Source organism: Winogradskyella aquimaris (assembly GCF_042676105.1).
Classification (GTDB): Bacteria; Bacteroidota; Bacteroidia; order Flavobacteriales; family Flavobacteriaceae; genus Winogradskyella; species Winogradskyella aquimaris.
The window spans coordinates 257,216-280,403 of record NZ_JBHTJQ010000002.1 but is presented as its reverse complement, the minus strand read 5'-3'; the positions used below and the strand labels follow the sequence as shown (position 1 = coordinate 280,403).

Here is a 23,188-nt window from a genome sequence, read left to right as displayed (position 1 = left end):
ACATGATAAAAGACAGTTTTTTTTTATCTTTTGGGCAGTAAGTTTGTAACCTAAAATTCAAAAAATGTTCAAAAGAGTAAGTGCAGAAGAAGCAGTAAAAGTTATTAAATCTAACGATAGAGTTTATATACAGGCAGCAGCCGCAGTGCCACAAAAACTAATAAATGCCATGACTAAAAGACATGAAGAGCTACGGAATGTTGAAGTCTGCCATTTACATATTGAAGGTGAAGCGCCTTATGCCAATCCAGAATTAAAAGATAGTTTTCACGTCAACTCCTTTTTTCTAGGTAAGAATGTTAGACATACTTTGTCTGCAGGAAATGGTTCTTATACCCCTGTATTTTTAAGTGAATTACCTATTTTATTTCAAAAAAACATCATTGATTTAGATGTGGTGTTAATTCATGTTTCTGAACCAGACAAACACGGATATTTATCATTAGGTGTTTCTGTTGAAGCTACCTTGGCTGCTATTGACAACGCAACAACTGTCATTGCTCAAGTTAACAAAAACATGCCGCGTACCCATGGTGCGGGCATTATACACTACACTGAAATCGATTATTTTGTAGAGTGTGATGATGAAATTCCTGCGATAAATGCCTCGGAGCCTACAGATATTGAGAGTACAATTGGAGATTATGTAGCAGGTTTGATTGAGGACAGAAGTACGCTTCAAATGGGAATTGGTAATATTCCAAATGCAGTTTTGACCAGATTAACCAACCACAAAGATCTCGGGTTACATACAGAAATGTTTTCTGATGGTGTCATTGATTTAATTTTAAGTGACGTCATTAACGGAAACTATAAAAAAATTAATAGAGGTCGTGCCTTAACTACCTTTTTGATGGGTTCTAAGCGATTATATGATTATGTAGACGACAATCCGTTTGTAGAAATGAGAGCCTCTAATTACACCAATAATACAGCATATATAAAACAAAACCCTAGAATGGTTGCCATAAATTCTGCTATTGAGGTTGATGTTACTGGACAGGTCTGTGCAGACTCCATCGGCTCTAAAATGTATTCTGGCGTTGGAGGGCAAATGGACTTTATAAGAGGCGCGACTCTCAGCCAAGGAGGAAAAGCTATTATTGCGCTACCATCTACCACTCGTAAAGGAATTAGTAGAATTGTACCAACACTTAAACCAGGAGCCGGTGTTGTTACAACAAGAGCGCATGTTCATTATGTCGTAACTGAATATGGTATTGCTAATTTATTTGGAAAAACAATTAAACAACGTGTTAAAGCCTTAGTAGATATTGCACATCCTGACCACAGAGAAGATATAGCAAAAGCTTATTTTGAATTAACGTAAACTAGGATTTAAGCCATCCGAATAAACCACCTTTTGATTTCTTAATTTTTGGTTCTTCGTTAGTAATCATCTGATAGATTTCTCCCCAACCGAGGACACCACCTATGTTTCTGTCATCTATAAAGAGATCGGCATGGATTTTTCGGCTTCGGCTGTAATCGTATTTTTCTTCTGGAAAACTAGCATTAACAGCATAAAATTCAATACCATTTTCTTTACAAAAGTCTACAGCTTCTTGTAATCTAGTACCATTTCTGTAGGTCCACAGAATCAGTCTGTGCCCATCCTGCTGAAGCCGTTTTAAAGTTTCGAATGCAAAGATTCGCGTTTTGCCTATTTTAGGGTAGGCATCTTCTACTATGGTACCATCAAAATCTACTGCTATTATTAATCTATCCTGAAAATTCATGCCATCAATCAATTAATCAACAAAGTTACAACAATGCGACATTTATACAAGACTATGTTGTGTCATGGCCTCAGGCTGCTCTATGCCCATTAATTTCAAAATGGTAGGTGCAATATCACCAAGGATGCCATCTTTTATTTCTTTAAGATCTTTGTCTATTAATATTATGGGTACTGGATTTGTTGTATGTGCTGTATTTGGTGTACCATCAGGATTTATCATGGTCTCGCAATTGCCATGATCTGCTATTAATATAGTTGTGTAATCATTTTCTAAAGCCGTGGTAACCACATCCTTTACACATTCATCTACCGCTTCACATGCTTTGATTGCAGCTTCCATGACCCCAGTATGTCCTACCATATCTCCGTTGGCAAAGTTTAAACAAACAAAATCCACCTCGCCTTTTTTAAGTTCTGGCACTAAGGCATCTCTTAGTTCATAAGCACTCATTTCTGGCTTTAAGTCATAAGTAGCAACTTTAGGCGAGTTTCTTAAAATCCTAGTTTCACCTTCAAATGGTTCTTCCCTTCCACCAGAGAAGAAAAAAGTAACATGTGGATACTTTTCCGTTTCTGCTATTCTTATTTGTTTTTTACCATGCTTCTCTAATACTTCACCTAACGTTTCTGATAAATTATCTTTATTAAAAACAACATTTATGCCTATAAAATTATCATCATAGTTAGTCATGGTGACATAATATAGATTTAATTTATGCATATTGTACTCATGGAAATCCTCTTGCGAAAGCGCTTGGGTCAATTGGCGACCACGATCGGTTCTAAAATTGAAAAAAACAACAACATCACCATCTTTAATCGTTGCTACAGGTTGGCCTCCCTCATTTACAACCAGGGGCTTTATAAATTCGTCCGTCACACCCTCTTCATAGCTTTGTTGAATTGACCTTAATACATTAGTTGTCTGAATACCTTCTGCATTGACTAGGGCATCGTAAGCCAACTTGACACGTTCCCAGCGCTTATCCCTATCCATAGCGTAATAACGGCCAGTAACTGTCGCTAACTTACCTGTTGACTTGGTTAAATGCTCTTCCAATTCTGAAATAAAACCATAGCCAGATTTTGGATCTACATCTCTACCATCAGTAAAGGCATGGACAAAAACGTTTTTTAAACCTGCATCATCCGCTGCATCTAAAAGTCCGAAAAGATGATTTATGTGGGAATGTACACCACCATCACTTACTAATCCGAGTAAATGAATATCCTTTCCATTAGTTTTTGCATATTCAAAAGCATTTTTAAGTACTTGCTCTTCTTGAAGGGTTTTATTTTCAACTGCAAGATTAATCTTTACCAGATCCTGATAAACAATTCTACCAGCTCCAAGATTCATATGGCCTACTTCACTATTTCCCATTTGTCCTTTAGGCAAGCCCACATGCAAACCGTCGGTGCGCAAGCTAGCATTTGGGTATTTGTTATATAAAGCATCTATAAACGGAGTATGAGCATTATCAATTGCAGAAACCTTAGGATCAGGTGATTTCCCCCAACCATCTAAAATCATCAAAATAACCTTCTTATTCATGTTGTTTTATTTATCTACCTCAAATATAAGGCATAGTATACGACTATAAATCCGTATTCAAAAAATTTTAAATGTTATTTAATTTTAAAAATATACAACATTGATTATTAAATAGATAGTCAGTTTTATGAAAGCCTTAACAGATTTGTTTTCAAAACGTTAAATGTATGTTATATAAAAAATTGAGTGTAACAGAACAGAGATATTGTCGTCTCTTTAGTGTAATCAAAAAACAAATCAATTAAATTAAAATCTTTCATCATGAAAAAAACAGCAGTAGTTTTAGCCTTAGCATTGGGCTTTTCAATCGCAAATGTAAATGCAACAAATCATGTAGCTTTAACCAAAGGTGAAGTTAGTGTAGAAACCATTAAAGTAAGCCCACTTTGTAAAGCCGTTGCTACAGGTGACGTAGAGCTTGCTAAGACCTTAATAAATCAAGGTGCAGATGTCAACGCCAAGTCCAATGGAATGAGCCCTATACATTATGCAGCCAAATATAACCGTGTTGAGTTAATAAAAGTATTATTAACAGCTGGTGCCGACGTTCATAAACCTTGTGACCTAGGATATACGGCCTTAGACCACGCAGAACTATCAAAAGCAGATGATGCGGCACAGTTTTTGAAGCGCTTTAAAAAGAAAGTGTCTAATTAAAGACAATTATTTGAGTTAGTTAATTGGAAATGCGCCTTAGTTTAAGGCGCATTTTTATATTTACGAATTGCCTCCTTAATTTTTTCAATACGATTTTCAGGATCTGGATGCGTACTCTGAAACTCAGGCACTCGATTTGGTCCTGCAGCAGCTTTTAGTATTTCCATAACTCCAATTAGCTCTTCCGGATTGTATCCTGCATCCAACATAAATTCTACACCGAGTTCATCACTTTCCAACTCATCACCTCTTCCATTTTTTAGGAGTTCACCTTGTCCGATTTGTTGCGCTACGCTTCCCATATCTATTGCACCAGCACCCATAATAATAGTTTGCCATTTTTTTGAATCCGTAATTCGTTCGTTAGAATGTTTACCAAGAACATGACCAATTTCATGACCCAAAACTCCTGCCAATTGGTCTTGGTTTTCTAGTCTAGAAAATAAAGCATAGGTAATAAAAATCTGGCCGCCTGGTAAGGCAAAGGCATTGATTGTATTTTCATCTGCCAAGAGATGAAATTCGTACTGATATGGAGTGTCCTTCGCAATACTATTGTTTACCAGCCTATTACCAACATCATCCACTAATGCTTGATATTGCTGGTTTGGATGCAAACCTCCATGTTGTTGTGCCATGCCAGGAGCACTTTGCAAACCAATAGCAATTTCTTGGTCTGGTGATAATGAAATGGCTTGAACTCTTCCTGTATACGGATTGGTTTCCCTTTGACTCCAATTTCTAATTAACGCAAAGGCTACTACTACCAAAGCGATAAATATTCGAACTTTAAAATTACCTCTTCTCATATTGATGGACTTAACGCACTAAATTTACAAAAGTTTGACACACAATTTATTGAAAAGTCATAAGTCATGTCTCAATAAATTTATAAAAACTCTAATTTTGCAGTCATAAAAATTTAAAATGAATTACGATTTTAAAATTCTTCATAATTCCAAGTTAGAGGCCATAGTATCTTTAGTTTATGAACTAAACGATGGTAAAATCAGTAGAGCCGTTCTATTATCTCGCCTAAATGAGATGAAAAATCAAAATTATGAATGTGCTGTTATTATGGAAGGGAATGAAGTGGTTGGTATTACTGGCTTATGGTTTTGTACTCGGCATTATTCAGGAAAATCTGTAGAATTAGATCATGTTTACATTAAACCACAACACAGAAACAAAGGACTAGGTAAGTTATTTATGAATTGGATCAAAACCTATTGTAGGGAAAAAGGCTATGAGACCTTGGAACTGAACACCTATGTTCAGAACTACCCTTCGCATAAGTTTTACTACAATGAAGGTTTTCAAATTTTAGGTTATCACTTTCTAAAAAAGCTATAGCTATAATCTACTTTAAAAACTCTAAATCGGAATTTGCCGAAATCTCATAAGGATCTTTACCAAATTCAAAAATTCTAGAATCTAAATTGCCTTTTAGAACCATGCTATCTCCCTTAACCTCAATCCAACTGCCTTCTCTCAATCCTATAACTGGTTGTGTATTATAAGCATGAAACTCTTTAATTCTAGTTTCTCTGGTTTCCCCCATGTGCGTGCTTTTTGGGTCGGGATCTAAGTAGTGAGGATTTATATTGAATGGCACCAAGCCTAAAGTTTTAAAACTTGGTGGATAGACTATTGGCATATCGTTGGTAGTGTTCATTGTTAGTCCACATATATTGCTACCTGCACTTGTGCCCAGATAAGGTGTCCCATTATTAACAGCTTCTTTTATTGATGATAATATATCATTTTTGTATAACTGATTAACCAAAACAAAGGTATTGCCACCACCAGTAAAAATACCTTTAGCTTCTGCAATAGCCTTTTTAGGATTATCAAACGAATGAATACCTTTTACCGACTTTCCAATTTTACCGAAAGGCTCTGCTACTCTGGTAGTATATTCATCGTGTGATATACCTCCTGGTCTTGCATAAGGAATGAACAATACTTCGTCTGTAGTTTTAAAATGATTCTCTAATTCATCTAAAAGATAGTCTAAAGGTTGGCCACCATGAATTGTGGATGTGCTTGCTATTATAATTGATCTCATAACACAAATTTAAAGTATATATCCGTAACAGCTCATATAATTACTTTGTACTTTAACAAAGATTTATTAACCCTTTTTTATGAAAATTGAACAATAAAAACGAACTTTATGAGTCAATAAAGCCATCATGAAACACTTAACACTTATACTCAGTTTTTTCTTAACAATTTCCCTTTACGCACAAGATATAGATCGCGTTCTCATAAGTGGAAGGATTTCCGTAGCATCAGAAGACAAAGAAGGAGTTACGGTATTTAATTCTTCATCAAATAGAGGTACAATTACAGATGAAAATGGTGATTTTGAAATTAAAGTTGCCCTTAACGACATCCTAGAATTTAGTGCCCTTCAGTTTAAAAATTTTAATGTCACCATCTCAGAAGATGTGATCAAATCTAAAAATCTTACCGTTATTCTGGTTGAAGAAGTTAACAAACTTGATGAGGTGGTTATTTTACCTTTTGGACTCACCGGTAATATAGAAGCCGATTTGGAAAATGTGAGAACCTACAACGTAAGTTTAGATTACGTTTACTTTGGTTTGGACCACATTGAAGATTTTGAGTTTTCGGCCGATTACAAGACAAAAGCAGAAAATGTTGCCTTCAATGAAAACAATCCAAGAGTAGATAACATGCTTAATCTTGTTAACCTTGCTGGGTTTATCGTAAGCCAAATTGTGGACATAGAAAAAAATGATAAAACAAAAGCTGAAAAAGCTATCAAAACTACACCTTTTAAAGAGGCGCTAGATAAATTCAGTGTCAACTATATTCACACTAATTTTGATATTCCTTTAGAACAAGTAACCGCTTTTATAGATTATGTTGAGCAAGAGGGAGTCGATGAAGCCTTATTGGCTAAAGATAAAGAAATGCAGTTTTTAGAACGTATAACACAACTTAGTAAATCCTTCCTTAAAAATCAAAGTGAAAAAGATTAAACTCTTAATTTGTCTTTTAACTATTTGTTTCTCTTTTTTATTACAAGCCCAAAGGAAGGAAATTAAGGGTAAACTGATAGCTAATGATGATGTAGAAGGGCTACATATCTTAAATAAAACAGCATCAAAGTTCACCATTTCAGATCACAAAGGTGAGTTTATTATACTTGGTAGAACTGCTGATACCCTGCTTATCTCAAGCTTAATTTACGAAAACAAGGAAGTTATTATCAGTACTGAGCATGAACAATCAGGTACTATAAACATTGATTTAGAGGAAAAAGTAAGCGCCTTGGATAAAGTGGTTGTTGGTAAGATCTTAACTGGTAGCCTAGAATCTGATCTAGAAAACTCAGATGCTAAAACGGAAATAAATTTCTATGATTTGGGTATACCTGGAAATACGAAATTACCATTAACACAAAACGAAAAAAAACTTCATGATGCCGATGGCGGATCTTGGGGAAGTCTGGGATTGGGTTTTGGAGTTAATTTTCACAAATTACTAAATAAAATAAGTGGACGAACCAAAAAGCTAAAGAATATTGTTGAGTTGGATAATAGAGATGAATGTATCAACAGACTAAAAATTGACTTTGAATCTATTATTTTTGAAAACGATACACTCTCCAAAAATTTGAGAAACGAATATTTTTTATTTGCCCAAGAAGATGAGAATTTTTTGAACTTATGTAAACAGGATAACGACATTAAACTCCTTGAATTTTTACAACAAAAGTTAAAAGCTTACCGAGAAAATCTTAGTAGCACCAATAATGATTAATTTTGGAATACTTTTTGGTCTGAGATAAAAAAACAGAAACATATTTATGAAATCAACCTACCTAATTTTAACTTTAATAATTGGCTTACTCTTAAGTTCTAGCAATACCAAACACGAATACTATGTGAGTGTTACTAATATAGAATACGCCAAAGAGCAACAGTCAGTTCAAATTATCAGTCAGATTTTTATAGATGATTTTGAAAGTTTAATAAGACAGAGATACGATGAGACCATAACGCTTGCCGAAGCTGACGAACCAGCAATTGTAGATGAATACATGAAGCGCTATTTAGAAGACAAGCTCAAAATTAAAATAAACGAAAAAAGCTATGAATTCAACTTTCTAGGTAAAGAATATAAAGAAGACATTACTTACTGCTACTTAGAAATCGAAAATATAAAAGATATAAAATCCATAAGCGTAATCAATCGCATTCTTTTCGATATTTTACCTGACCAACAGAATATTGTTAGACTTAAAATGTTGGATAAAAATAAGAGCTTTTTACTTATCCCAGAGAATGATGAATGCATGTTAAACTTTAACTAAAAAAACCGTTAAAGCGCTCCAAATTCTCTATTTTCGGAATCATTTTTAAAAAACACTAATTGTAATGAAAATTTTCAAGTTCGCATTTGGAGCTATGCTATTTGTTTTTGCATCGTCTTTTGCACAAAACGACATTAAGCCAGAGCGTAAACCTGGTCACACTAACCAAAACAAATTCAAACAATTATACGATGAATTTGCAACGCCAAACATGTTTAGAACCGGATCTGGAGCACCTGGACCTGCTTACTACCAACAACAAGCCGACTATAAAATGGATATCGAAATTGATGATGTCAATGCCAGATTATACGGTCAAGAAACGATTACGTACACCAATAATTCGCCAGATGAACTCACTTATTTATGGGTGCAATTAGATCAAAATATGAGAGCTAAGGATTCTAAAACACCATTGATAAATAGTTCTGGTATAGGTCCTGCAACTTCAGCATCAAGAGCCGCGCGTTCCTATCTAAAAGAACCTTTTGATGGTGGCTTTAATATTGAATATGTAAAAGATACCAACAATAAAGATTTACCACACACTATTAATCGCACAATGATGCGTGTAGAGCTACCAAAACCCATGAAAACTGGTGATCAATTTTCATTCAAAATAAAGTGGTGGTATAACATCAACGATCATGTAAGAGATGGAGGTCGTTCAGGATATGAATATTTTGAAGAAAATGACAATAGAATCTATGTCATGGCGCAGTTTTATCCACGTATGGCTGTTTATAATGACGTGGAAGGCTGGCAAAACTCCCAATTTTGGGGTCGAGATGAGTTTGCCCTTCCTTTCGGTAATTTTGATGTTAACATTACCGTACCTGCAGATCATATCTTAGACGGTACAGGTTATTTAACCAATAGAGAAGAAGTCTATACCAAGAAAATGATGGAGCGTTACAATAAAGCGAAAACATCTTACGATAAACCTGTAATGATTGTAACCGAAGACGAAGCGCGTAAAACTGAAAAATCAAAAAGTACCAAGAAAAAAACGTGGAAGCTCTCTGCACAAATGGTAAGAGATTTTGGATTTGCAACATCTCGTAAATTCATTTGGGATATGATGGCTGTAAAAATTGGAGACAAAGATGTAATGGCAGTCTCTATGTATTCAAAAGAAGGAAATCCGCTTTGGGAACAATGGTCTACAAGAACTGTTGCAAGCACATTGAAATCTTACTCTCGCATGACCTTTGATTACCCTTATCACAAGGCGATTTCAGTACATGCGCCTATGGGTATGGAATATCCTATGATATGCTACAATTTTGGTCGCCCAGATGAAAATGGCAACTATTCCGACAGAACAAAATACGGAATGATCAGTGTTATCATTCATGAGGTAGGTCACAACTTTTTTCCGATGATCGTCAATAGTGACGAGCGTCAATGGACTTGGATGGATGAAGGTTTAAATACTTTTGTGCAATATATTGCAGAACAGGATTTTGGCGAATGGAACCCAACAGCTTTATCTCCTGGACATGATAAGTATCCTTCTCGAAGAGGACCTGCCAAGAATATTGTGAGATACATGGGTGGTGACCAAGATTTTATTGCACCGATTATGACCAAAGGTCTTAATACTTACCAATTTGGAAGTAATGCTTACAGTAAACCAGCAACAGGCTTGAATATTCTTCGTGAAACCATTATGGGCCGTGATTTATTTGATTATGCCTTTAAGGAATATGCCAGACGCTGGATGTTTAAACACCCAACACCTGAAGACTTTTTTAGAACTATGGAAGATGCATCAGCAGTTGACTTGGATTGGTTCTGGAGAGGATGGTTTTACACAACCGATTACACAGATATAGGTATTAAAGAAGTGAAGAAATTTGCAGTAACCAATAATCCTAATGAAAATGGTAAAAAATTGGCGGAACGCTATAACATGGACCCTAATGCTCTTGTATATTTTATTGGTGAAGGAGAAGAAGGTTATGAAGATGCTCTTAATAGTGCCTCAACGATGGAAGATTTTGCTACAGTAAAAGAATACATCATGGACAATTTTACACCAGAGCAGCAAAAAAATATGAAGAAAACACCAAAGTATTTCTATCAGGTAACTTTTGACAAACCAGGTGGTTTAGTGATGCCATTGATTGTTGAATACAAATATTCAGATGGTTCTAAAGAAAAAATAACTTATCCTGCACAAATCTGGAGATTAAATGACAAAGAAGTCAGTAGAGCTATTGCTACGGATAAAGAAATAGTTTCAATAACCGTAGATCCAGACTTGGAAACAGCAGATATTGATACATCAAATAATTCATGGCCTCGAGAGGTACAGGAAAGTGATTTTGATAAATTTAAGAATCAAATTAAAAATTAATAAACTTTTTAAAAAATAAAGCCGACTTTAACGAGTCGGTTTTTTTTATTAGATAAAGTCAATCTATATTTGCAGTGTGATTAAATTAGCTACATTACTCTTCATCGGAGGTACAGAAATCGTTTTTATACTATTTATTGTAGTATTAGTTTTTGGTGCAGATAAGTTGCCAGAAATCGCTCGTGGCATGGGAAAAGGAATGAGAACTTTGAGAGATGCCACCAACGATATTAAGCATGAGGTTACTAAAAGTGCTAAGGAAAGCAATATCTTGGATTCCGATACTGCGAAGGACATACAGCAAGAAATCGATAAAATTAAAGATGAAGTTGAAGATTTTTCGGGTTCAATAAAACGAAAAATGTAGTCTATTTTTTTCTGCTAATAGTTAAGCCGTCACGTATAGGCAAAACTATGGTTTCTACACGGTTATCTTCTTTTAAAAGTGTGTTGTAGTCCAAAACAGCCTTTGTAGAGATATCCTTCTCATTAAGCTTTTCTACCACCTTTCCATGCCATAGTACATTATCGGATAAAATAATTCCACCTGGATTAAGCTTATCGATAATTAAACGGAAATAATTGCTGTAATTGGGTTTGTCTGCATCGATAAAAACTAAATCGAATGAACTCTCCAAATTCGGAATAATATCTAACGCGTTTCCTACATATTGAATGATTTGGTGCCCATATTCAGATTTATCAAAATACTTTCTTTGAAAATCATAAAGTTCTTCATTAATATCTATAGTATGGATAACACCATCTTTTTGCAGTCCTTCAGCTAAGCATAATGTAGCATAACCAGTAAACGTACCTAGTTCTAAAATAGTTTTAGGATTTACAAGTTTAGAAACCATACTGAGCACTCTACCTTGGTAAGGTCCACTAAGCATTATAGGTTGTAAAACTTTTTGATAGGTTTCCCGCGTTAATTGCTGCAACAATTCAGGCTCTTTCTCAGAATGTGCAACCACATATTTGTCTATAGCTACTGGTAAAAAATGCATGCAAAACTAGTTTAGGAATTAATTCTATCGATTAAGGCTTTTTTAGCATCCTCATCATCGCCACATAACCATTGAATCACATTATCTTCCCAAATAGCATCACGCTCAGTTTCATTGATAATATTACGTTCTATAGCCAAATCTAAAATCTTTCCAGGATAGGAAGATTGTTTGGTGCTTTCCATTTCACCTAATGGGTATGGATCATCAAGACCAATTAAAACCTGTTTTGAAGTCTGATTTTTTATCAGAAGCTCTAATGAACCTGTATCATGCACTAAGGTATCAAAGAATATGTTTTTATGACCTACAGCTTTACGTGGATGCTTTTTGCCTTCAAACAAGTCGGGTCTTCCGTCAAACCCTTGGATTCGCCTACCGAGATTTATTTGTGCCAATTGTCCTCCATGCGCAAAACAAACACGCATATTTGGATACTTTTCATAATAGCCGTTCAGAGTTAAAAAATGATAAGCATCTGCACATTGAGCCAACATCCATATTAAATGGAAACGCCATGATGTATTTTCTAGCTTTATAAACTTTTCACCATCATAAGGATGAATCTCAACAGCGAGATTGTACTTATTAGCTAATTCAAAAATAGGCTCATTTTCTTCATCAAAAATACAACGCCAAGTTCCAATGGTGTCCATGTAATGCGTAGGTAAGCACAAAAGCCGCATGCCTAAGACCTCAACACAACGCTCTATTTCCCAGCAAGCACCACGAACGAAACCAGGATGTACCACAAAACCTGTTGTAAATTTACTGGGATTATCGTTTTGAATGCGTGCATTAAAATCGTTCTGAAAACGCAACGCTTGTTTCATTTCCTCAAGACGTAAACCATTCCCATAAAGTTGAGACAAGTTTAAAACTACAGCGTGGTCAATCTTAAAATGCTCCATCCAGGCCAATTTCTCATTCAGGAAAAAACTAGAATCTGTAATTGGTCGGTTCCAATCCTTTTGAAGCATGAATTTTCGGTCTTTATCTACCCAAAATATCCCTTTATCCTTCATAAATTCAGGAATCTCTTCAGGATATGGCAAAAGATGTGAGTGACCGTTTATTCTAAGTTTACGTTTAACCATGTGTTTTGAATATTACCAAGATTTAATTTTGGTAATTGATTGTGTTATTTAGATATTTTTTTTGATTTATTTCTTAAATGCACCTTTTTTAACCATATCATTATAACGGTCAAAAATGGCAGGCATATCAGTTTCTATATTATCTAGCATAAACTCTTCTTCATAAATCAAACTTGTATCCTCGTCAGAGTACCATTGTAATTTATCCATTACCCCTTCTGGTCTCGGATATTCTATAACCAAACCAACAGTATTTGCGCTTCTTTGTGGTGAGTGTGGTACTTTTGGTGGTAAGACAAAAATTTCGCCCTCTCTTATGTGAATATCTTTTGACTCTCCATTTTCTATCACTTTTAATACCATATCACCTTCAATTTGATAGAAAAATTCTGGTGTTTCATTATAGTGATAATCTTGTCTGTCGTTTGGTCCACCAACAACCATAACAATAACATCGGCATCTTTCCAAACCACTTTATTACCAACTGGTGGTTTTAATAAGTGACGGTTTTCTTCAATCCATGCTTTAAAATTAATAGGAGGAAATAACTTGCTCATTGTATACTATTTTGGGCGTTACCCTATCGGGTCAGGCTTTCAAGGCTTGAGCTTTGCGAAGAGCTCAAACAAACCTTTCAATCCTTAACGCAGATTCATCAATTGAATAAAATTAAGAATAATATTTCTGAAATATTAGGCTTATAAACTTTTTGTTCTACCACCATCAACCGGAAGGTTAATTCCGTTTATATAACTCGCTTTTTCACTTGCTAAAAAGGTAATGGCAGCAGCTAATTCTTCTGGTTTTGCAAAACGCTTTGCAGGAACAGCGCTCTTCATGGCCATGGCAGCTTCCTCTTCTGTTTTACCAGTTTTAGCACTTTTATTTTTAATGATTTCAGTTAGGCGTTCAGTGCCTGTAGCTCCTGGTAAGACATTGTTTACGGTAACACCAAATTGACCCAGCTCATTAGCTAAGGTTTTACTCCAATTTGCTACAGCGCCACGAATAGTGTTACTCACACCAAGTCCATCTAAAGGTTGTTTTACAGATGTTGAAATAACATTAATAATACGACCATATTGCTCATTTTTCATAAATGGAACGACAGCTTGGGCTAATACATGATTACATTTTAGATGTTGCGTAAACGCGTTTTCAAATTCCTCAATGTTTGCTTCAAACACTGGTCCACCAGCTGGTCCGCCAGTATTATTAACTAACACATGAAATCCATGATTGTTTCTTATATAGCTTTCAACTTTCTCTTTTAATTCCATCGGATTAGAAAAATTGGCAACGATATAATCATGATTTCGATGTTTGGGTAATTCTGCTAAAACCGCTTTTAGTTTGTCTTCATTTCTTGCTACTAGTGTGACGTTTACACCTTCCTCAGCTAAAGCAAAAGCAGTAGCTTTGCCTATACCTGCCGTGCTACCACAAACTAGTGCGTATTTATCGTTTAGTTTTAAGTCCATAATTATTTCCTGCGTAAGCAGAAATCTTTTTTAGTTTAAATTGATTTATGTGATACCTACTTTTGCAGGCATAACACTAATACTTTATACATACATTCTTACCCTCAGTAAAAAAACGCAAGGCTTCAAAACCACCTTCGCGTCCCACTCCCGAGTCTTTGACACCTCCAAAAGGTGTGCGTAAATCACGCAGCATCCAAGTGTTTACCCAAACTATTCCAGCTTGCAGTTTGTTGCTCATTCGCATGGTACGTTTTAGATTATTTGTCCAGAGTGTTGCTGATAATCCGTATTTTACTTTGTTAGCCATCTCTAAAACTTCGTCTTCAGTTTTAAAGGGCATAATGGTAACGACTGGACCAAAAATTTCTTCTTGATTAACACGACAATCATCTGTTTTAACTTCGATAACCGTTGGTTGTAAATAATAACCGTTTTCAAAACCTTCAACAGTGACTTCGTCTCCACCACACAGAATAGTTGCACCTTCTTCCTTCGCAATATTGATATAACTTTTTACTTTTTCAAGATGTGGTTTTGAAACTAACGCACCAATATTGGTATCCTTTTCAGATGGATGACCAACTTTTAATCCTTTTACTTTTTCTACAAAGTCTGTTTTAAGCTTCTTATAAATAGTTTCCTCAACAAAAATTCGGCTTCCGCATAAACAAATCTGACCTTGATTAGCAAACGACGAGCGTACGGTTGTATTTAACATATCGTCATAATCGCAATCGGCAAATATGATATTTGGATTTTTTCCACCTAACTCTAAAGACAATTTTTTAAATAGTGGTGCAGCAACTTTGGCAATATGTGCACCAGTTGCTGTTCCGCCAGTAAAACTAATGGCTTTGATGCTTGGATGCTCTACAATAGCTTGACCAGTAGTTGTACCTAAACCGTGAACGATATTCAACACACCTTTTGGTAGGCCAGCTTCATTACAAATATCCCCTAACAAATAAGCCGTCATTGGTGTGACTTCGCTTGGTTTAGCAACGACACAATTACCTGCTGCTATTGCTGGTGCAATTTTCCAAGTGAAGAGATACAATGGTAAATTCCAAGGACTAATGCAACCCACAACACCAATAGGTTGACGTAGGGTGTAATTTACTGCATTTTGCCCCACACTTTCGTGACTTTCACTAGCGAATTGTGTAATGGCGTTACCAAAAAATCTAAAATTACTCGCAGCTCTTGGTATATCAACTATTTTGGCAAGACTAACTGGTTTACCATTGTCTTTACTTTCAGCTTCTGCGAAACGGTCTAAATTGGCTTCTAATAATTCTGAAATCTTAATTAGAATTCTGCTACGTTCTTCTAATGTGGTTTGACTCCAACTAGGAAAAGCAGATTGTGCACTTTGATAGGCTTTCTCTACATCATCTTTTGATGAGTTTGGAATTTGCCCATAGACTTCACCATTTGAAGGGTTATAGTTGTCTATCCATTGATTGCTTTCTGGATTTACAAATTCACCGTTTATGTAGTTTTTGATGTTCATTATTTTAATAGATGTTAGAATCAAGATTCAAGATTCAAGACTGCTTAGTCTCGTAACTTAGTTCTTTAATCTCTTTTCATGTATGCCATCACTTTAATCTCAACCAACAAATCAGGATGCGGTAATTGGTGCACAGCAACCGTTGTTCTGGTTGGTCCTGTTTCCTTGTCAAAAAACTCGGCGTAGGCTTTATTATAACCTGCAAAATCGTTCATATTTACTAAAAAGGTTGTCACGTCGACCACATCCTTTAGACTAGCGCCAACAGTTTGTAAATTTTTATCGATGTTTTTTAAAACTTCTCTGGTTTGAACTTCGATATCTAATTTTTTGGTATTCATTTCGTCAATGAGTTCTACACCTGCAATGGTATTGTCTGCGCGTCTTGAACTGGTTCCTGAAACGAAAATGAAATCACCTACTACTTTTACGTGTGGATATGCGCCTCTCGGTTTTACTTTTGTTCCTTCGTTTGTATTCATAATATTTTTACCTTAATGATGCATCGTTTTTGCAATATTGTCATCATCAATAATGTCGTTTGTTTTTTCTTGTACTATTTTTAATAAAACCGATAGGTCATCGTTTAAATTAATCTCGTTGTCTGCAATCATGTTTAAAATGGCTTTGTCTTGCGCACGACCTTTAGTCATGGCTTCATGATAGCCAATATTTTCATTGAATGTTACCATCGAATATTTTGAAAAATATTGCTCAGGGAAATGCTTTTCTAACTGTATCTCCAACTGACGCTTTTTCTTGAAAATAGGATTGGCAACATGATCTCTCATTTCATAGTAGTTCTCTTCAGCTAATTCGCCAATAGCATCTGCGTCTGCTTTTCTTACCGATTCGTAGGTTTTAAAAATGGTTTCCCAATTGCCTTCATGTTTGTCAATAATACCATCTAAAACCGCCACATCTTCAAAAGAGGCATTCATCCCTTGACCATAAAACGGAACAACGGCATGTGCCGCATCTCCTAGAATTAGGGTGTTGCCTTTATAATACCACGGTGAACATTTTATAGTCCCTAATGGACCTGTTGGATTGTTTTCAAACTCTTCTGCGATATTAGGAATTAGCGCTAAAGCATCAGGAAATTGCTCTTGAAAGAATGCTTTTATTTTATCTTCAGAATCTAAATCTTTAAAGTTATACTCACCTTCCTCATGTCCTAAAAATAGGGTCACAGTGAAGCTTCCGTCTAAGTTAGGCAGTGCGATCAGCATGTATTCGCCTCTTGGCCAAATGTGTAAATAATCTTTGCTAATTTGATGACTTCCTTCTGCTGCTGCAGGAATTTCTAATTCTTTATAACCGTGAGTTAGGAAATTTTGTGAAAAACTGAATAAGAATTTACGCTGTAAAAAGTAGCTTTTTCTTAATTCTGAACCCGCACCATCTGTACCAAATATAACATCTGCTTCAACCTTAAATTTTTTCTTTGTTTTTCGATTGACGAAATGAACAATGTTAGTATCCAAATCTACCGATTCACATTCGGTGTTAAAATGAATGGTTAAATTGTCGTACTTATCAGCTTCAGTCAGTAACATACCGTTTAAATCCCCTCTAGAAATCGAGTTGATAAATTCATTATCGCGACCAGAATAGTTTGATGTGAACGTATTTCCTTGAGTATCATGCATCAATCTACCTTTCATTGGTATACAGATTTCTCTGGCTTTATTCTCTACACCAGCTAAACGTAAAGCTTTGAACCCACGATCAGACAGAGCAAGATTAATCGATCTACCTGCAGAAATATCCGTAACGCGAAGATCTGGCCTACTTTCATAAACATTCACGTTGTAACCTCTTTGCGCCAATCTTAAGGCCAAAAGAGAGCCGCATAAACCTGCGCCAATGATTAGAATATTTTGGTTTTGTTTCATTATTTTATCCTTCGTTTTAGCAAGACTCTAAATATTTTGATTCAACGTCTTTTTTATTTTTTGAATCTCTTCGTATGATAATCTCAGTCTCTTTAAATTTAGTGTTTGTTCTTGATTATCAAGATTTCTAAATGAAAAAACATCGTTATTTGAATTAAATTGTAGAGATTCAAAATCCTTATATTCAGCAACCTTTAGTAATTCATCTTTAATCACGTAAACTATTTTTTTATCCGTTATTATAAAATAGTCAAAACCTAAATTAAAAAGATAACAGAACAATCCTAAAATTTGATATTCCCAAAAACTTGCTTCTGATTTTTTCTTGATTTTGAGAATAATAATTTCATCTTTTATAAGTGAAAAAAAACTTCTCATTTACAAGATTTCTTTCAACTTTTCTACCATTCTATACACATCTTCAAAACTGTTGTACATTGGTACTGGTGCACAACGAATCACATCGGGTTCCCGCCAATCACTAATCACGCCCGATTCCGTTAGTTTATGATGTAATGATTTATCTGCGTTTAATACTTGAATTGACAATTGACAACCTCGTTCATCAGGATTGGAAGGTGTAATAATCCGTATAATATTATCTCCTAATTCTTTAAGCAAAAACTCAAAGTAGCCTGTGAGTTTTTTTGACTTCTCCAAAAGCCTATCCATACCAACCTCATTAAACATATCTAATGACGCTTTTATGGCAGCCATAGCTAAAATTGGTGGGTTACTTAATTGCCAGCCTTCGGCACCAGGCAAAACATCAAACTCCTGACGCATATTAAAACGCGTTTCCTTATTATGACTCCACCATCCTGTAAAACGGTTTAAGTCTTTATCGTAGGCATGTCTCTCATGCACAAAACACCCCGATAAATTTCCAGGCCCAGCATTTAAGTATTTATACGTACACCAAACCGCAAAATCCGTATTGGAATCGTGCAAATTCAGCTTAACATTCCCTGCACCATGTGCACAATCAAAACCAACCATACAGCCATAACTATGACCTAATTTAGCTATACGTTTTAAATCGAAAAATTGCCCTGTGTAATAGTTAACACCACCAATCATTATTAAGGCTATTTCGTGCCCATGATTTTTAAGTATGAGCTCTAAGTCTTCATAATTAAGCAACTCTTCGCCTTCTCTTGGCTTCCATAACAACAATCCTTCTTCATCATTGAAACCATGATGACGTAATTGTGATTCAACAGCATATTTATCTGATGGAAAGGCATCACTTTCTATTAAGATTTTATAGCGCTCTTTTGTTGGCTTATAAAAGGAGGCCATCATAAAATGAAGGTTCGCCGTTAACGAATTCATGGTAACGACTTCAATAGGCTTTGCACCAACCAAATTTGCTGTGGCTTCCGTTAAAAATTCATGATACTTCATCCAAGGGTTTTTGGCATCTGTATGACCCTCCACCCCAAGATTTGCCCAATCCTCCAGTTCTTGATTTATGTAATCCTTTGTAGATTTTGGTTGTAATCCAAGAGAGTTACCGCAGAGATAAATAAGTTCATTTCCATCTTTATCTTTTGGAATATGAAATTGCTCCCTGTAGCGTGATAATTCATCTAAAATATCTTGTTGTTTGGCGTATTCAAGGCCAAATTTATAGTCGGACAATGTATGATTGATTTTTGGTTTGTAACAAAAATAAGGATTTAAAATGAGGGATTAAAGGTGTTTTTAAGCATTAAAATTTTAAGTATCTTTAAAGGGAAAAGAAGTCTAATTTAAAAACTGTCACAATTGTGAAAAAAGGATATGGGAAAGACAAAAGAATATTCCAACGGCGAAGTTACTGTGGTATGGGAGGCTGAAAAATGCATTCACTCTGCAATGTGTGTAAAAGGCTTACCAGACGTGTTTCAGCCTAAAGAGCGACCTTGGATAAAAATTAATGCCTCAACAACCGACAAAATCATTGAAACCGTTAAAAAATGTCCTTCTGGTGCGTTGAGTTATTACATGACAAATAGTGAGGATAAAACTTCAGAGACGTTAGACACTAAAGTTGAAGTTTTAGAAAATGGGCCACTTTTGGTGTATGGAACTCTTAAGGTTACCCATAAAGACGGTAAGCAAGAAACCAAAAATAAGACTACTGCATTTTGTCGTTGCGGTGCTTCACAAAACAAACCATATTGTGATGGAGCGCATGTAAAAAAAGATTTTAGAGGCTAAAAAAAGCACTCTAGCTCGTAAACTAAAGTGCTTGAATATATAGGCGCCAAAAGGCGGAAAATGTAAGCTATACGTTTAAAGTTGCAAGGACTTACGTGAAACTTACATTATGGATTATAAAAATAATGCCAATATTTTGAATTTTATCTATTCTAATGTTATACTAACATCCGTAAAATTTAAGTTCCAGTTGCCATCATCCTTTTTATGATCTATCGCAATCTTAATACCATTGAAATCCTGATAATTTTCAAAGGTATTAGTTAATGATGGCTCAGGTGAATTGCCTCGTCTATACGTCCATTCTCTAATTAAATAATCTTCATCAAAATAAATATCATACGCATCTCCTGGCGTATAACCACCTTCGTCTGGATAGGTAATGGTTATCATATCTAATTCCTTGTTACCTATTGGTGTTTCAGCTTTTTTAGGTTCAGAAATTGTTGCTGACGTATCCCAAACCAGTTGAAATGGCACCAAAAGCCAGTACTTGTCGTTTATAAAGGCTTTATCCGCATTCGAAGGCACACTATCTAAATTGCGTCTGGAATATTTTACATTTTGAGTTCCGGCTTTCATATGAACACTGTCCTTTTTTGGCCACCAAACCCAAGAACGTCCATTACCCTTAATGGTATCTCTATCAACTTTAAATGTAAACGCGACACGCTCAACATTCTGCCAGTGTTCATAGCCGTGTGCATTGGCAATTTTCTCGGCAATGGTCAGTTCCTCTTCCGATTCTACTACAATGTCTTTTTTCTTTTCAGATTTACATGCTGAAAGGACCAAGAAACAAATGAAGCTTAGGTAAAGTGGTTTCATAAGAAAAGATATTTTAAATTACATCAAAATTAAGGCCCATCTTAACCTTCCCAAAGGGAAGGAACAAAAAGTTATTAAGAACATGGAAGATTTTGACAACTATTTTAAAACTAATAAAGAAACCTGGAACAAAAAAGTAGCTATACATGCTGAAAGTAATATGTATGAATTAGAAGCTTTTAAAGCCGGGAAATCTTCTTTAATGCAATACGAATTAGAAGCTTTGGGCAATGTTAATGGTAAATCATTATTGCACTTACAATGTCATTTTGGCCAAGACACCTTAAGTTGGGCTCGTATGGGTGCGGAATGTTTTGGTGTGGATTTAAGCGATGAAGGCATAAAACTTGCCAAACAACTCAATGACAAATTGCAACTTGATGCCAAATTTGTATGCTGCAATGTTTTGGACACTTCAAAACATATTTCAAAAAGGTTTGACATCGTGTACACGAGTTATGGTGTTATTGGTTGGTTACCTGACTTAAAACCTTGGGCCAAGATGATTACCGAACGCTTAAAGGTTGGTGGTACGTTTTATATGGTTGAATTTCATCCTATCCTTTGGATGTTTGACTATGTTGATAGTAAACCAAAGCTAAAATACCATTACAGTCAGGACGAAGTCATTTACGAGGAATACCAAGGCACCTATGCCAACCCATCTTCAAAAATAGTAAGTAAGGAGTACGGCTGGAATCATGGGTTAAGCGAAGTCGTCAACGCACTCATTGAAGCTGGTTTAGAGATAGACTATCTCAATGAACATGATGAGAGTCCGTATGATGTTTTTCCTGATTTAGTAAAAACAGAAGCCGGAATGTATAAGATGAAAAATCAGTTATTTCCAATGATTTTTGAGCTTAAAGCGACTAAAAGATAAAAGCCTTAAAAATATATTAAGGCCTTTTAATTAGTGCTTTTCTTCTTCTTTTAACAGTTCTGGAAACCTCGCCTTAAAACGATTTAATCGAGGTATAGACACTGCTCTTACATAGCTTTGATTAGGATTACGCTTTTCAAAATCCTGGTGATAATCGGAAGCCTTATAAAATTTTAAGAACGGATATACTTCCGCAGCGATTGTTGCATCCAATTCTTTTGCTAGTGCCGCTTTTTTGTCTTCAATAATTTTCTTCTGCTCATCGTTTTGATAGAATATGATGGAACGGTATTGCGGTCCTTTATCTGGTCCTTGACCATTAACTTGGGCAGGATTTTGAGAACCAAAATAGACGTCTACCAAAGTTGAAAAACTCACCACTTCTGGATCGTATATCACCTCAACGGCTTCAGCGTGTCCCGTTGTACCTGAGTGGCTTTTTTCATAAGTAATATCATCCGTATGTCCACCCGAGAAACCACTGTAAACTTCTTCAACACCTTTTACACTTTCGTAAATCGCCTCTACACACCAAAAACACCCACTGGCGAAATAGGCTTTGGCTTTGCCATTTTCCATGGGAACCTCTACAGGATCTGCGTTAATAATTTCTTGTTGCTTTGTATTGGATTGTGCCTGATTGTGGCAATTAAAGCACAAACTTACGGCTAGAATAATCAATAACTTTTTCATGACTTAATTTTTCTTTTTCTATAGAGGTGTAAAAATACAATTCCTTAAAAGAAATTGTTTTAAAGTTATATTAAATAAAAAAGCCTTCATAATCTATGAAGGCCTTTTACAATATTTTGTAAATTAATTACTTGCTTAACTTTGCAAATAATTTATCCATTTTTTCCTTTTCTTCTTCTGCCAAGGCTGCATCTACTAAAATACGACCACTGTGTTCATCTGTGATCACCTTTTTTCGCGATGCGATTTCAACTTGTACCTGAGGTGGAATAGTGAAGAACGAACCTCCTGAAGCACCGCGCTCTATAGGCACAACAGCCAAACCATTCTTAACATTATTTCGTATTCTTAAATAGGCTTTTACCAATCGCTCTTCGATATTATTCTGATATTCTTCAGATTTACCTATTAGCGCTTCTTCTTCCTTTTCAGTTTCCTTTAAAATGGCATTTAACTCCCCTTTTTTATGCTTAAGGTGTTCTTTTCTATCTTTTAAACGCTCTTTTGTTTCTGAGATAACCTCCTTTTTCTGCTCTATTTGTGCCTTAAATTCCTTAATGTGCTTTTCAGCCAATTGAATTTCCAATTCCTGAAATTCAATTTCCTTTGTTAAAGAATTATATTCTCTATTATTTCTAACATTATTTTGTTGCTCGCTGTACTTTTTGATTAAAGTTTTAGCTTCTTCGATTAAATTTTTCTTTCCTTTAATCTCATCATCTATAACAGCGAGGCTATCGTTTAACTTCTCTAGTCTGGTATTTAAACCCTCAACTTCATCTTCTAAATCTCTCACTTCTAAAGGCAGTTCACCTCTAACATTTCTTATTTCGTCTATTCTAGAGTCAATTAACTGTAAGTCATAAAGCGCTCTTAATCGCTCTTCTACAGTAGCTTCAGCTTTTTTCGCCAT

General features: G+C 35.4%; 26 protein-coding genes. 10 read left to right on the top strand and 16 right to left on the bottom strand.

The genetic code is table 11. From position 1 onward, the window contains the following. The first annotated feature begins 64 nt into the window (after window positions 1-64). Window positions 65-1,330 (top strand): acetyl-CoA hydrolase/transferase family protein, encoded by a 1,266-nt coding sequence (locus tag ACFQ1K_RS01785; protein WP_320555374.1) that lies wholly within the window; start codon window positions 65-67, stop codon window positions 1,328-1,330. Window position 1,331: 1 nt separating this feature from the next. On the opposite strand, the gene ACFQ1K_RS01780 is transcribed toward ACFQ1K_RS01785, so the two are convergent. Next, entirely contained in the window at window positions 1,332-1,739 is a 408-nt protein-coding gene (locus tag ACFQ1K_RS01780; RefSeq protein ID WP_320555375.1) for a BT0820 family HAD-type phosphatase, read from the bottom strand. 42 nt (window positions 1,740-1,781) lie between these two features. Then, on the bottom strand, window positions 1,782-3,296 hold the full coding sequence (gene gpmI / locus ACFQ1K_RS01775) for a 2,3-bisphosphoglycerate-independent phosphoglycerate mutase (RefSeq protein WP_320555376.1): 1,515 nt from the start codon (window positions 3,294-3,296) through the stop codon (window positions 1,782-1,784). A 261-nt stretch (window positions 3,297-3,557) separates the two neighbouring features. On the opposite strand from gpmI, the gene ACFQ1K_RS01770 reads away from it, so the two are divergent. Next, window positions 3,558-3,953 carry an ankyrin repeat domain-containing protein gene (locus ACFQ1K_RS01770; protein ID WP_320555377.1) on the top strand — a complete coding sequence of 132 codons (396 nt, stop codon included), beginning with the start codon at window positions 3,558-3,560 and terminating at the stop codon, window positions 3,951-3,953. Between the two features lie 41 nt (window positions 3,954-3,994). Here ACFQ1K_RS01770 and ACFQ1K_RS01765 read toward each other — a convergent pair whose 3' ends face one another. After that, window positions 3,995-4,762: a M48 family metalloprotease gene (locus ACFQ1K_RS01765; RefSeq protein ID WP_320555378.1), complete on the bottom strand. Its 768-nt coding sequence runs from the start codon at window positions 4,760-4,762 to the stop codon at window positions 3,995-3,997. Between the two features lie 118 nt (window positions 4,763-4,880). On the opposite strand from ACFQ1K_RS01765, the gene ACFQ1K_RS01760 reads away from it, so the two are divergent. After that, a complete protein-coding gene (locus ACFQ1K_RS01760) occupies window positions 4,881-5,306 on the top strand; it encodes a GNAT family N-acetyltransferase (RefSeq protein WP_320555379.1) in 426 nt (141 codons plus the stop codon). A gap of 7 nt (window positions 5,307-5,313) precedes the next feature. On the opposite strand, the gene pepE is transcribed toward ACFQ1K_RS01760, so the two are convergent. Then, window positions 5,314-6,021 carry a dipeptidase PepE gene (gene pepE / locus ACFQ1K_RS01755; protein WP_320555380.1) on the bottom strand — a complete coding sequence of 236 codons (708 nt, stop codon included), beginning with the start codon at window positions 6,019-6,021 and terminating at the stop codon, window positions 5,314-5,316. Window positions 6,022-6,148: 127 nt separating this feature from the next. Between pepE and ACFQ1K_RS01750 the strand changes: the two genes are divergently transcribed. From ACFQ1K_RS01750 to ACFQ1K_RS01730, 5 genes are all read left to right on the top strand, one after another. Further along, the gene (locus tag ACFQ1K_RS01750; RefSeq protein WP_320555381.1) at window positions 6,149-6,964 is read left to right on the top strand and encodes a carboxypeptidase-like regulatory domain-containing protein; all 816 of its coding nucleotides are present in this window, start codon (window positions 6,149-6,151) and stop codon (window positions 6,962-6,964) included. Next, window positions 6,951-7,748 carry a hypothetical protein gene (locus ACFQ1K_RS01745; RefSeq protein WP_320555382.1) on the top strand — a complete coding sequence of 266 codons (798 nt, stop codon included), beginning with the start codon at window positions 6,951-6,953 and terminating at the stop codon, window positions 7,746-7,748. The genes ACFQ1K_RS01750 and ACFQ1K_RS01745 overlap by 14 nt, the downstream gene beginning before the upstream one ends. 46 nt (window positions 7,749-7,794) lie before the next feature. Further along, entirely contained in the window at window positions 7,795-8,301 is a 507-nt protein-coding gene (locus ACFQ1K_RS01740; RefSeq protein WP_320555383.1) for a DUF6702 family protein, read from the top strand. A gap of 64 nt (window positions 8,302-8,365) precedes the next feature. Beyond that, window positions 8,366-10,663 carry a M1 family metallopeptidase gene (locus tag ACFQ1K_RS01735; RefSeq protein WP_320555384.1) on the top strand — a complete coding sequence of 766 codons (2,298 nt, stop codon included), beginning with the start codon at window positions 8,366-8,368 and terminating at the stop codon, window positions 10,661-10,663. Window positions 10,664-10,739: 76 nt separating this feature from the next. Next, window positions 10,740-11,030, top strand: coding sequence for a Sec-independent protein translocase subunit TatA/TatB (locus ACFQ1K_RS01730; RefSeq protein ID WP_320555385.1), 291 nt, complete (start codon window positions 10,740-10,742; stop codon window positions 11,028-11,030). Between the two features lies 1 nt (window position 11,031). On the opposite strand, the gene ACFQ1K_RS01725 is transcribed toward ACFQ1K_RS01730, so the two are convergent. From ACFQ1K_RS01725 to kynU, 9 genes are all read right to left on the bottom strand, one after another. Further along, window positions 11,032-11,673 carry an O-methyltransferase gene (locus tag ACFQ1K_RS01725; RefSeq protein ID WP_320555386.1) on the bottom strand — a complete coding sequence of 214 codons (642 nt, stop codon included), beginning with the start codon at window positions 11,671-11,673 and terminating at the stop codon, window positions 11,032-11,034. 11 nt (window positions 11,674-11,684) lie between these two features. Beyond that, window positions 11,685-12,770 carry an amidohydrolase family protein gene (locus ACFQ1K_RS01720; RefSeq protein WP_320555387.1) on the bottom strand — a complete coding sequence of 362 codons (1,086 nt, stop codon included), beginning with the start codon at window positions 12,768-12,770 and terminating at the stop codon, window positions 11,685-11,687. Between the two features lie 66 nt (window positions 12,771-12,836). Next, the gene (locus ACFQ1K_RS01715; RefSeq protein ID WP_320555388.1) at window positions 12,837-13,328 is read right to left on the bottom strand and encodes a 3-hydroxyanthranilate 3,4-dioxygenase; all 492 of its coding nucleotides are present in this window, start codon (window positions 13,326-13,328) and stop codon (window positions 12,837-12,839) included. Window positions 13,329-13,469: 141 nt separating this feature from the next. Beyond that, complete coding sequence (locus ACFQ1K_RS01710; protein ID WP_320555389.1) at window positions 13,470-14,252, bottom strand: SDR family oxidoreductase; 783 nt, start codon at window positions 14,250-14,252, stop codon at window positions 13,470-13,472. Between the two features lie 76 nt (window positions 14,253-14,328). After that, complete coding sequence (locus ACFQ1K_RS01705; RefSeq protein WP_320555390.1) at window positions 14,329-15,768, bottom strand: aldehyde dehydrogenase; 1,440 nt, start codon at window positions 15,766-15,768, stop codon at window positions 14,329-14,331. A 65-nt stretch (window positions 15,769-15,833) separates the two neighbouring features. Continuing rightward, a complete protein-coding gene (locus ACFQ1K_RS01700) occupies window positions 15,834-16,250 on the bottom strand; it encodes a RidA family protein (RefSeq protein ID WP_320555391.1) in 417 nt (138 codons plus the stop codon). A 12-nt stretch (window positions 16,251-16,262) separates the two neighbouring features. Next, window positions 16,263-17,666, bottom strand: coding sequence for an FAD-dependent oxidoreductase (locus tag ACFQ1K_RS01695; protein ID WP_320555392.1), 1,404 nt, complete (start codon window positions 17,664-17,666; stop codon window positions 16,263-16,265). A 27-nt stretch (window positions 17,667-17,693) separates the two neighbouring features. Next, window positions 17,694-18,044, bottom strand: coding sequence for a hypothetical protein (locus ACFQ1K_RS01690; protein WP_320555393.1), 351 nt, complete (start codon window positions 18,042-18,044; stop codon window positions 17,694-17,696). Next, complete coding sequence (kynU, locus tag ACFQ1K_RS01685; protein WP_320555394.1) at window positions 18,045-19,310, bottom strand: kynureninase; 1,266 nt, start codon at window positions 19,308-19,310, stop codon at window positions 18,045-18,047. A 141-nt stretch (window positions 19,311-19,451) separates the two neighbouring features. On the opposite strand from kynU, the gene ACFQ1K_RS01680 reads away from it, so the two are divergent. Then, the gene (locus tag ACFQ1K_RS01680) at window positions 19,452-19,871 is read left to right on the top strand and encodes a (4Fe-4S)-binding protein (protein WP_320555395.1); all 420 of its coding nucleotides are present in this window, start codon (window positions 19,452-19,454) and stop codon (window positions 19,869-19,871) included. Window positions 19,872-20,018: 147 nt separating this feature from the next. On the opposite strand, the gene ACFQ1K_RS01675 is transcribed toward ACFQ1K_RS01680, so the two are convergent. Further along, a complete protein-coding gene (locus ACFQ1K_RS01675) occupies window positions 20,019-20,699 on the bottom strand; it encodes a hypothetical protein (protein WP_320555396.1) in 681 nt (226 codons plus the stop codon). An 82-nt stretch (window positions 20,700-20,781) separates the two neighbouring features. Between ACFQ1K_RS01675 and ACFQ1K_RS01670 the strand changes: the two genes are divergently transcribed. After that, window positions 20,782-21,582 carry a methyltransferase domain-containing protein gene (locus ACFQ1K_RS01670; protein ID WP_320555397.1) on the top strand — a complete coding sequence of 267 codons (801 nt, stop codon included), beginning with the start codon at window positions 20,782-20,784 and terminating at the stop codon, window positions 21,580-21,582. Window positions 21,583-21,612: 30 nt separating this feature from the next. On the opposite strand, the gene msrA is transcribed toward ACFQ1K_RS01670, so the two are convergent. Next, window positions 21,613-22,275, bottom strand: coding sequence for a peptide-methionine (S)-S-oxide reductase MsrA (gene msrA, locus ACFQ1K_RS01665; protein WP_320555398.1), 663 nt, complete (start codon window positions 22,273-22,275; stop codon window positions 21,613-21,615). A 127-nt stretch (window positions 22,276-22,402) separates the two neighbouring features. Further along, complete coding sequence (locus ACFQ1K_RS01660; RefSeq protein ID WP_320555399.1) at window positions 22,403-23,188, bottom strand: zinc ribbon domain-containing protein; 786 nt, start codon at window positions 23,186-23,188, stop codon at window positions 22,403-22,405.

Coding starts and splice junctions, on each gene's coding strand:
- pepE (WP_320555380.1), bottom strand. CDS start 6,021: ATGAGATCAATTATAATAGCAAGCACATCCACAATTCATGGTGGCCAA.
- ACFQ1K_RS01700 (WP_320555391.1), bottom strand. CDS start 16,250: ATGAATACAAACGAAGGAACAAAAGTAAAACCGAGAGGCGCATATCCA.
- ACFQ1K_RS01785 (WP_320555374.1), top strand. CDS start 65: ATGTTCAAAAGAGTAAGTGCAGAAGAAGCAGTAAAAGTTATTAAATCT.
- msrA (WP_320555398.1), bottom strand. CDS start 22,275: ATGAAAAAGTTATTGATTATTCTAGCCGTAAGTTTGTGCTTTAATTGC.
- ACFQ1K_RS01670 (WP_320555397.1), top strand. CDS start 20,782: ATGGAAGATTTTGACAACTATTTTAAAACTAATAAAGAAACCTGGAAC.
- ACFQ1K_RS01760 (WP_320555379.1), top strand. CDS start 4,881: ATGAATTACGATTTTAAAATTCTTCATAATTCCAAGTTAGAGGCCATA.
- ACFQ1K_RS01740 (WP_320555383.1), top strand. CDS start 7,795: ATGAAATCAACCTACCTAATTTTAACTTTAATAATTGGCTTACTCTTA.
- ACFQ1K_RS01780 (WP_320555375.1), bottom strand. CDS start 1,739: ATGAATTTTCAGGATAGATTAATAATAGCAGTAGATTTTGATGGTACC.
- ACFQ1K_RS01660 (WP_320555399.1), bottom strand. CDS start 23,188: ATGGCGAAAAAAGCTGAAGCTACTGTAGAAGAGCGATTAAGAGCGCTT.
- ACFQ1K_RS01675 (WP_320555396.1), bottom strand. CDS start 20,699: ATGAAACCACTTTACCTAAGCTTCATTTGTTTCTTGGTCCTTTCAGCA.
- ACFQ1K_RS01690 (WP_320555393.1), bottom strand. CDS start 18,044: ATGAGAAGTTTTTTTTCACTTATAAAAGATGAAATTATTATTCTCAAA.
- ACFQ1K_RS01770 (WP_320555377.1), top strand. CDS start 3,558: ATGAAAAAAACAGCAGTAGTTTTAGCCTTAGCATTGGGCTTTTCAATC.
- gpmI (WP_320555376.1), bottom strand. CDS start 3,296: ATGAATAAGAAGGTTATTTTGATGATTTTAGATGGTTGGGGGAAATCA.
- ACFQ1K_RS01750 (WP_320555381.1), top strand. CDS start 6,149: ATGAAACACTTAACACTTATACTCAGTTTTTTCTTAACAATTTCCCTT.
- ACFQ1K_RS01725 (WP_320555386.1), bottom strand. CDS start 11,673: ATGCATTTTTTACCAGTAGCTATAGACAAATATGTGGTTGCACATTCT.
- ACFQ1K_RS01710 (WP_320555389.1), bottom strand. CDS start 14,252: ATGGACTTAAAACTAAACGATAAATACGCACTAGTTTGTGGTAGCACG.
- ACFQ1K_RS01720 (WP_320555387.1), bottom strand. CDS start 12,770: ATGGTTAAACGTAAACTTAGAATAAACGGTCACTCACATCTTTTGCCA.
- ACFQ1K_RS01680 (WP_320555395.1), top strand. CDS start 19,452: ATGGGAAAGACAAAAGAATATTCCAACGGCGAAGTTACTGTGGTATGG.
- ACFQ1K_RS01765 (WP_320555378.1), bottom strand. CDS start 4,762: ATGAGAAGAGGTAATTTTAAAGTTCGAATATTTATCGCTTTGGTAGTA.
- ACFQ1K_RS01715 (WP_320555388.1), bottom strand. CDS start 13,328: ATGAGCAAGTTATTTCCTCCTATTAATTTTAAAGCATGGATTGAAGAA.
- ACFQ1K_RS01735 (WP_320555384.1), top strand. CDS start 8,366: ATGAAAATTTTCAAGTTCGCATTTGGAGCTATGCTATTTGTTTTTGCA.
- ACFQ1K_RS01705 (WP_320555390.1), bottom strand. CDS start 15,768: ATGAACATCAAAAACTACATAAACGGTGAATTTGTAAATCCAGAAAGC.
- ACFQ1K_RS01695 (WP_320555392.1), bottom strand. CDS start 17,666: ATGAAACAAAACCAAAATATTCTAATCATTGGCGCAGGTTTATGCGGC.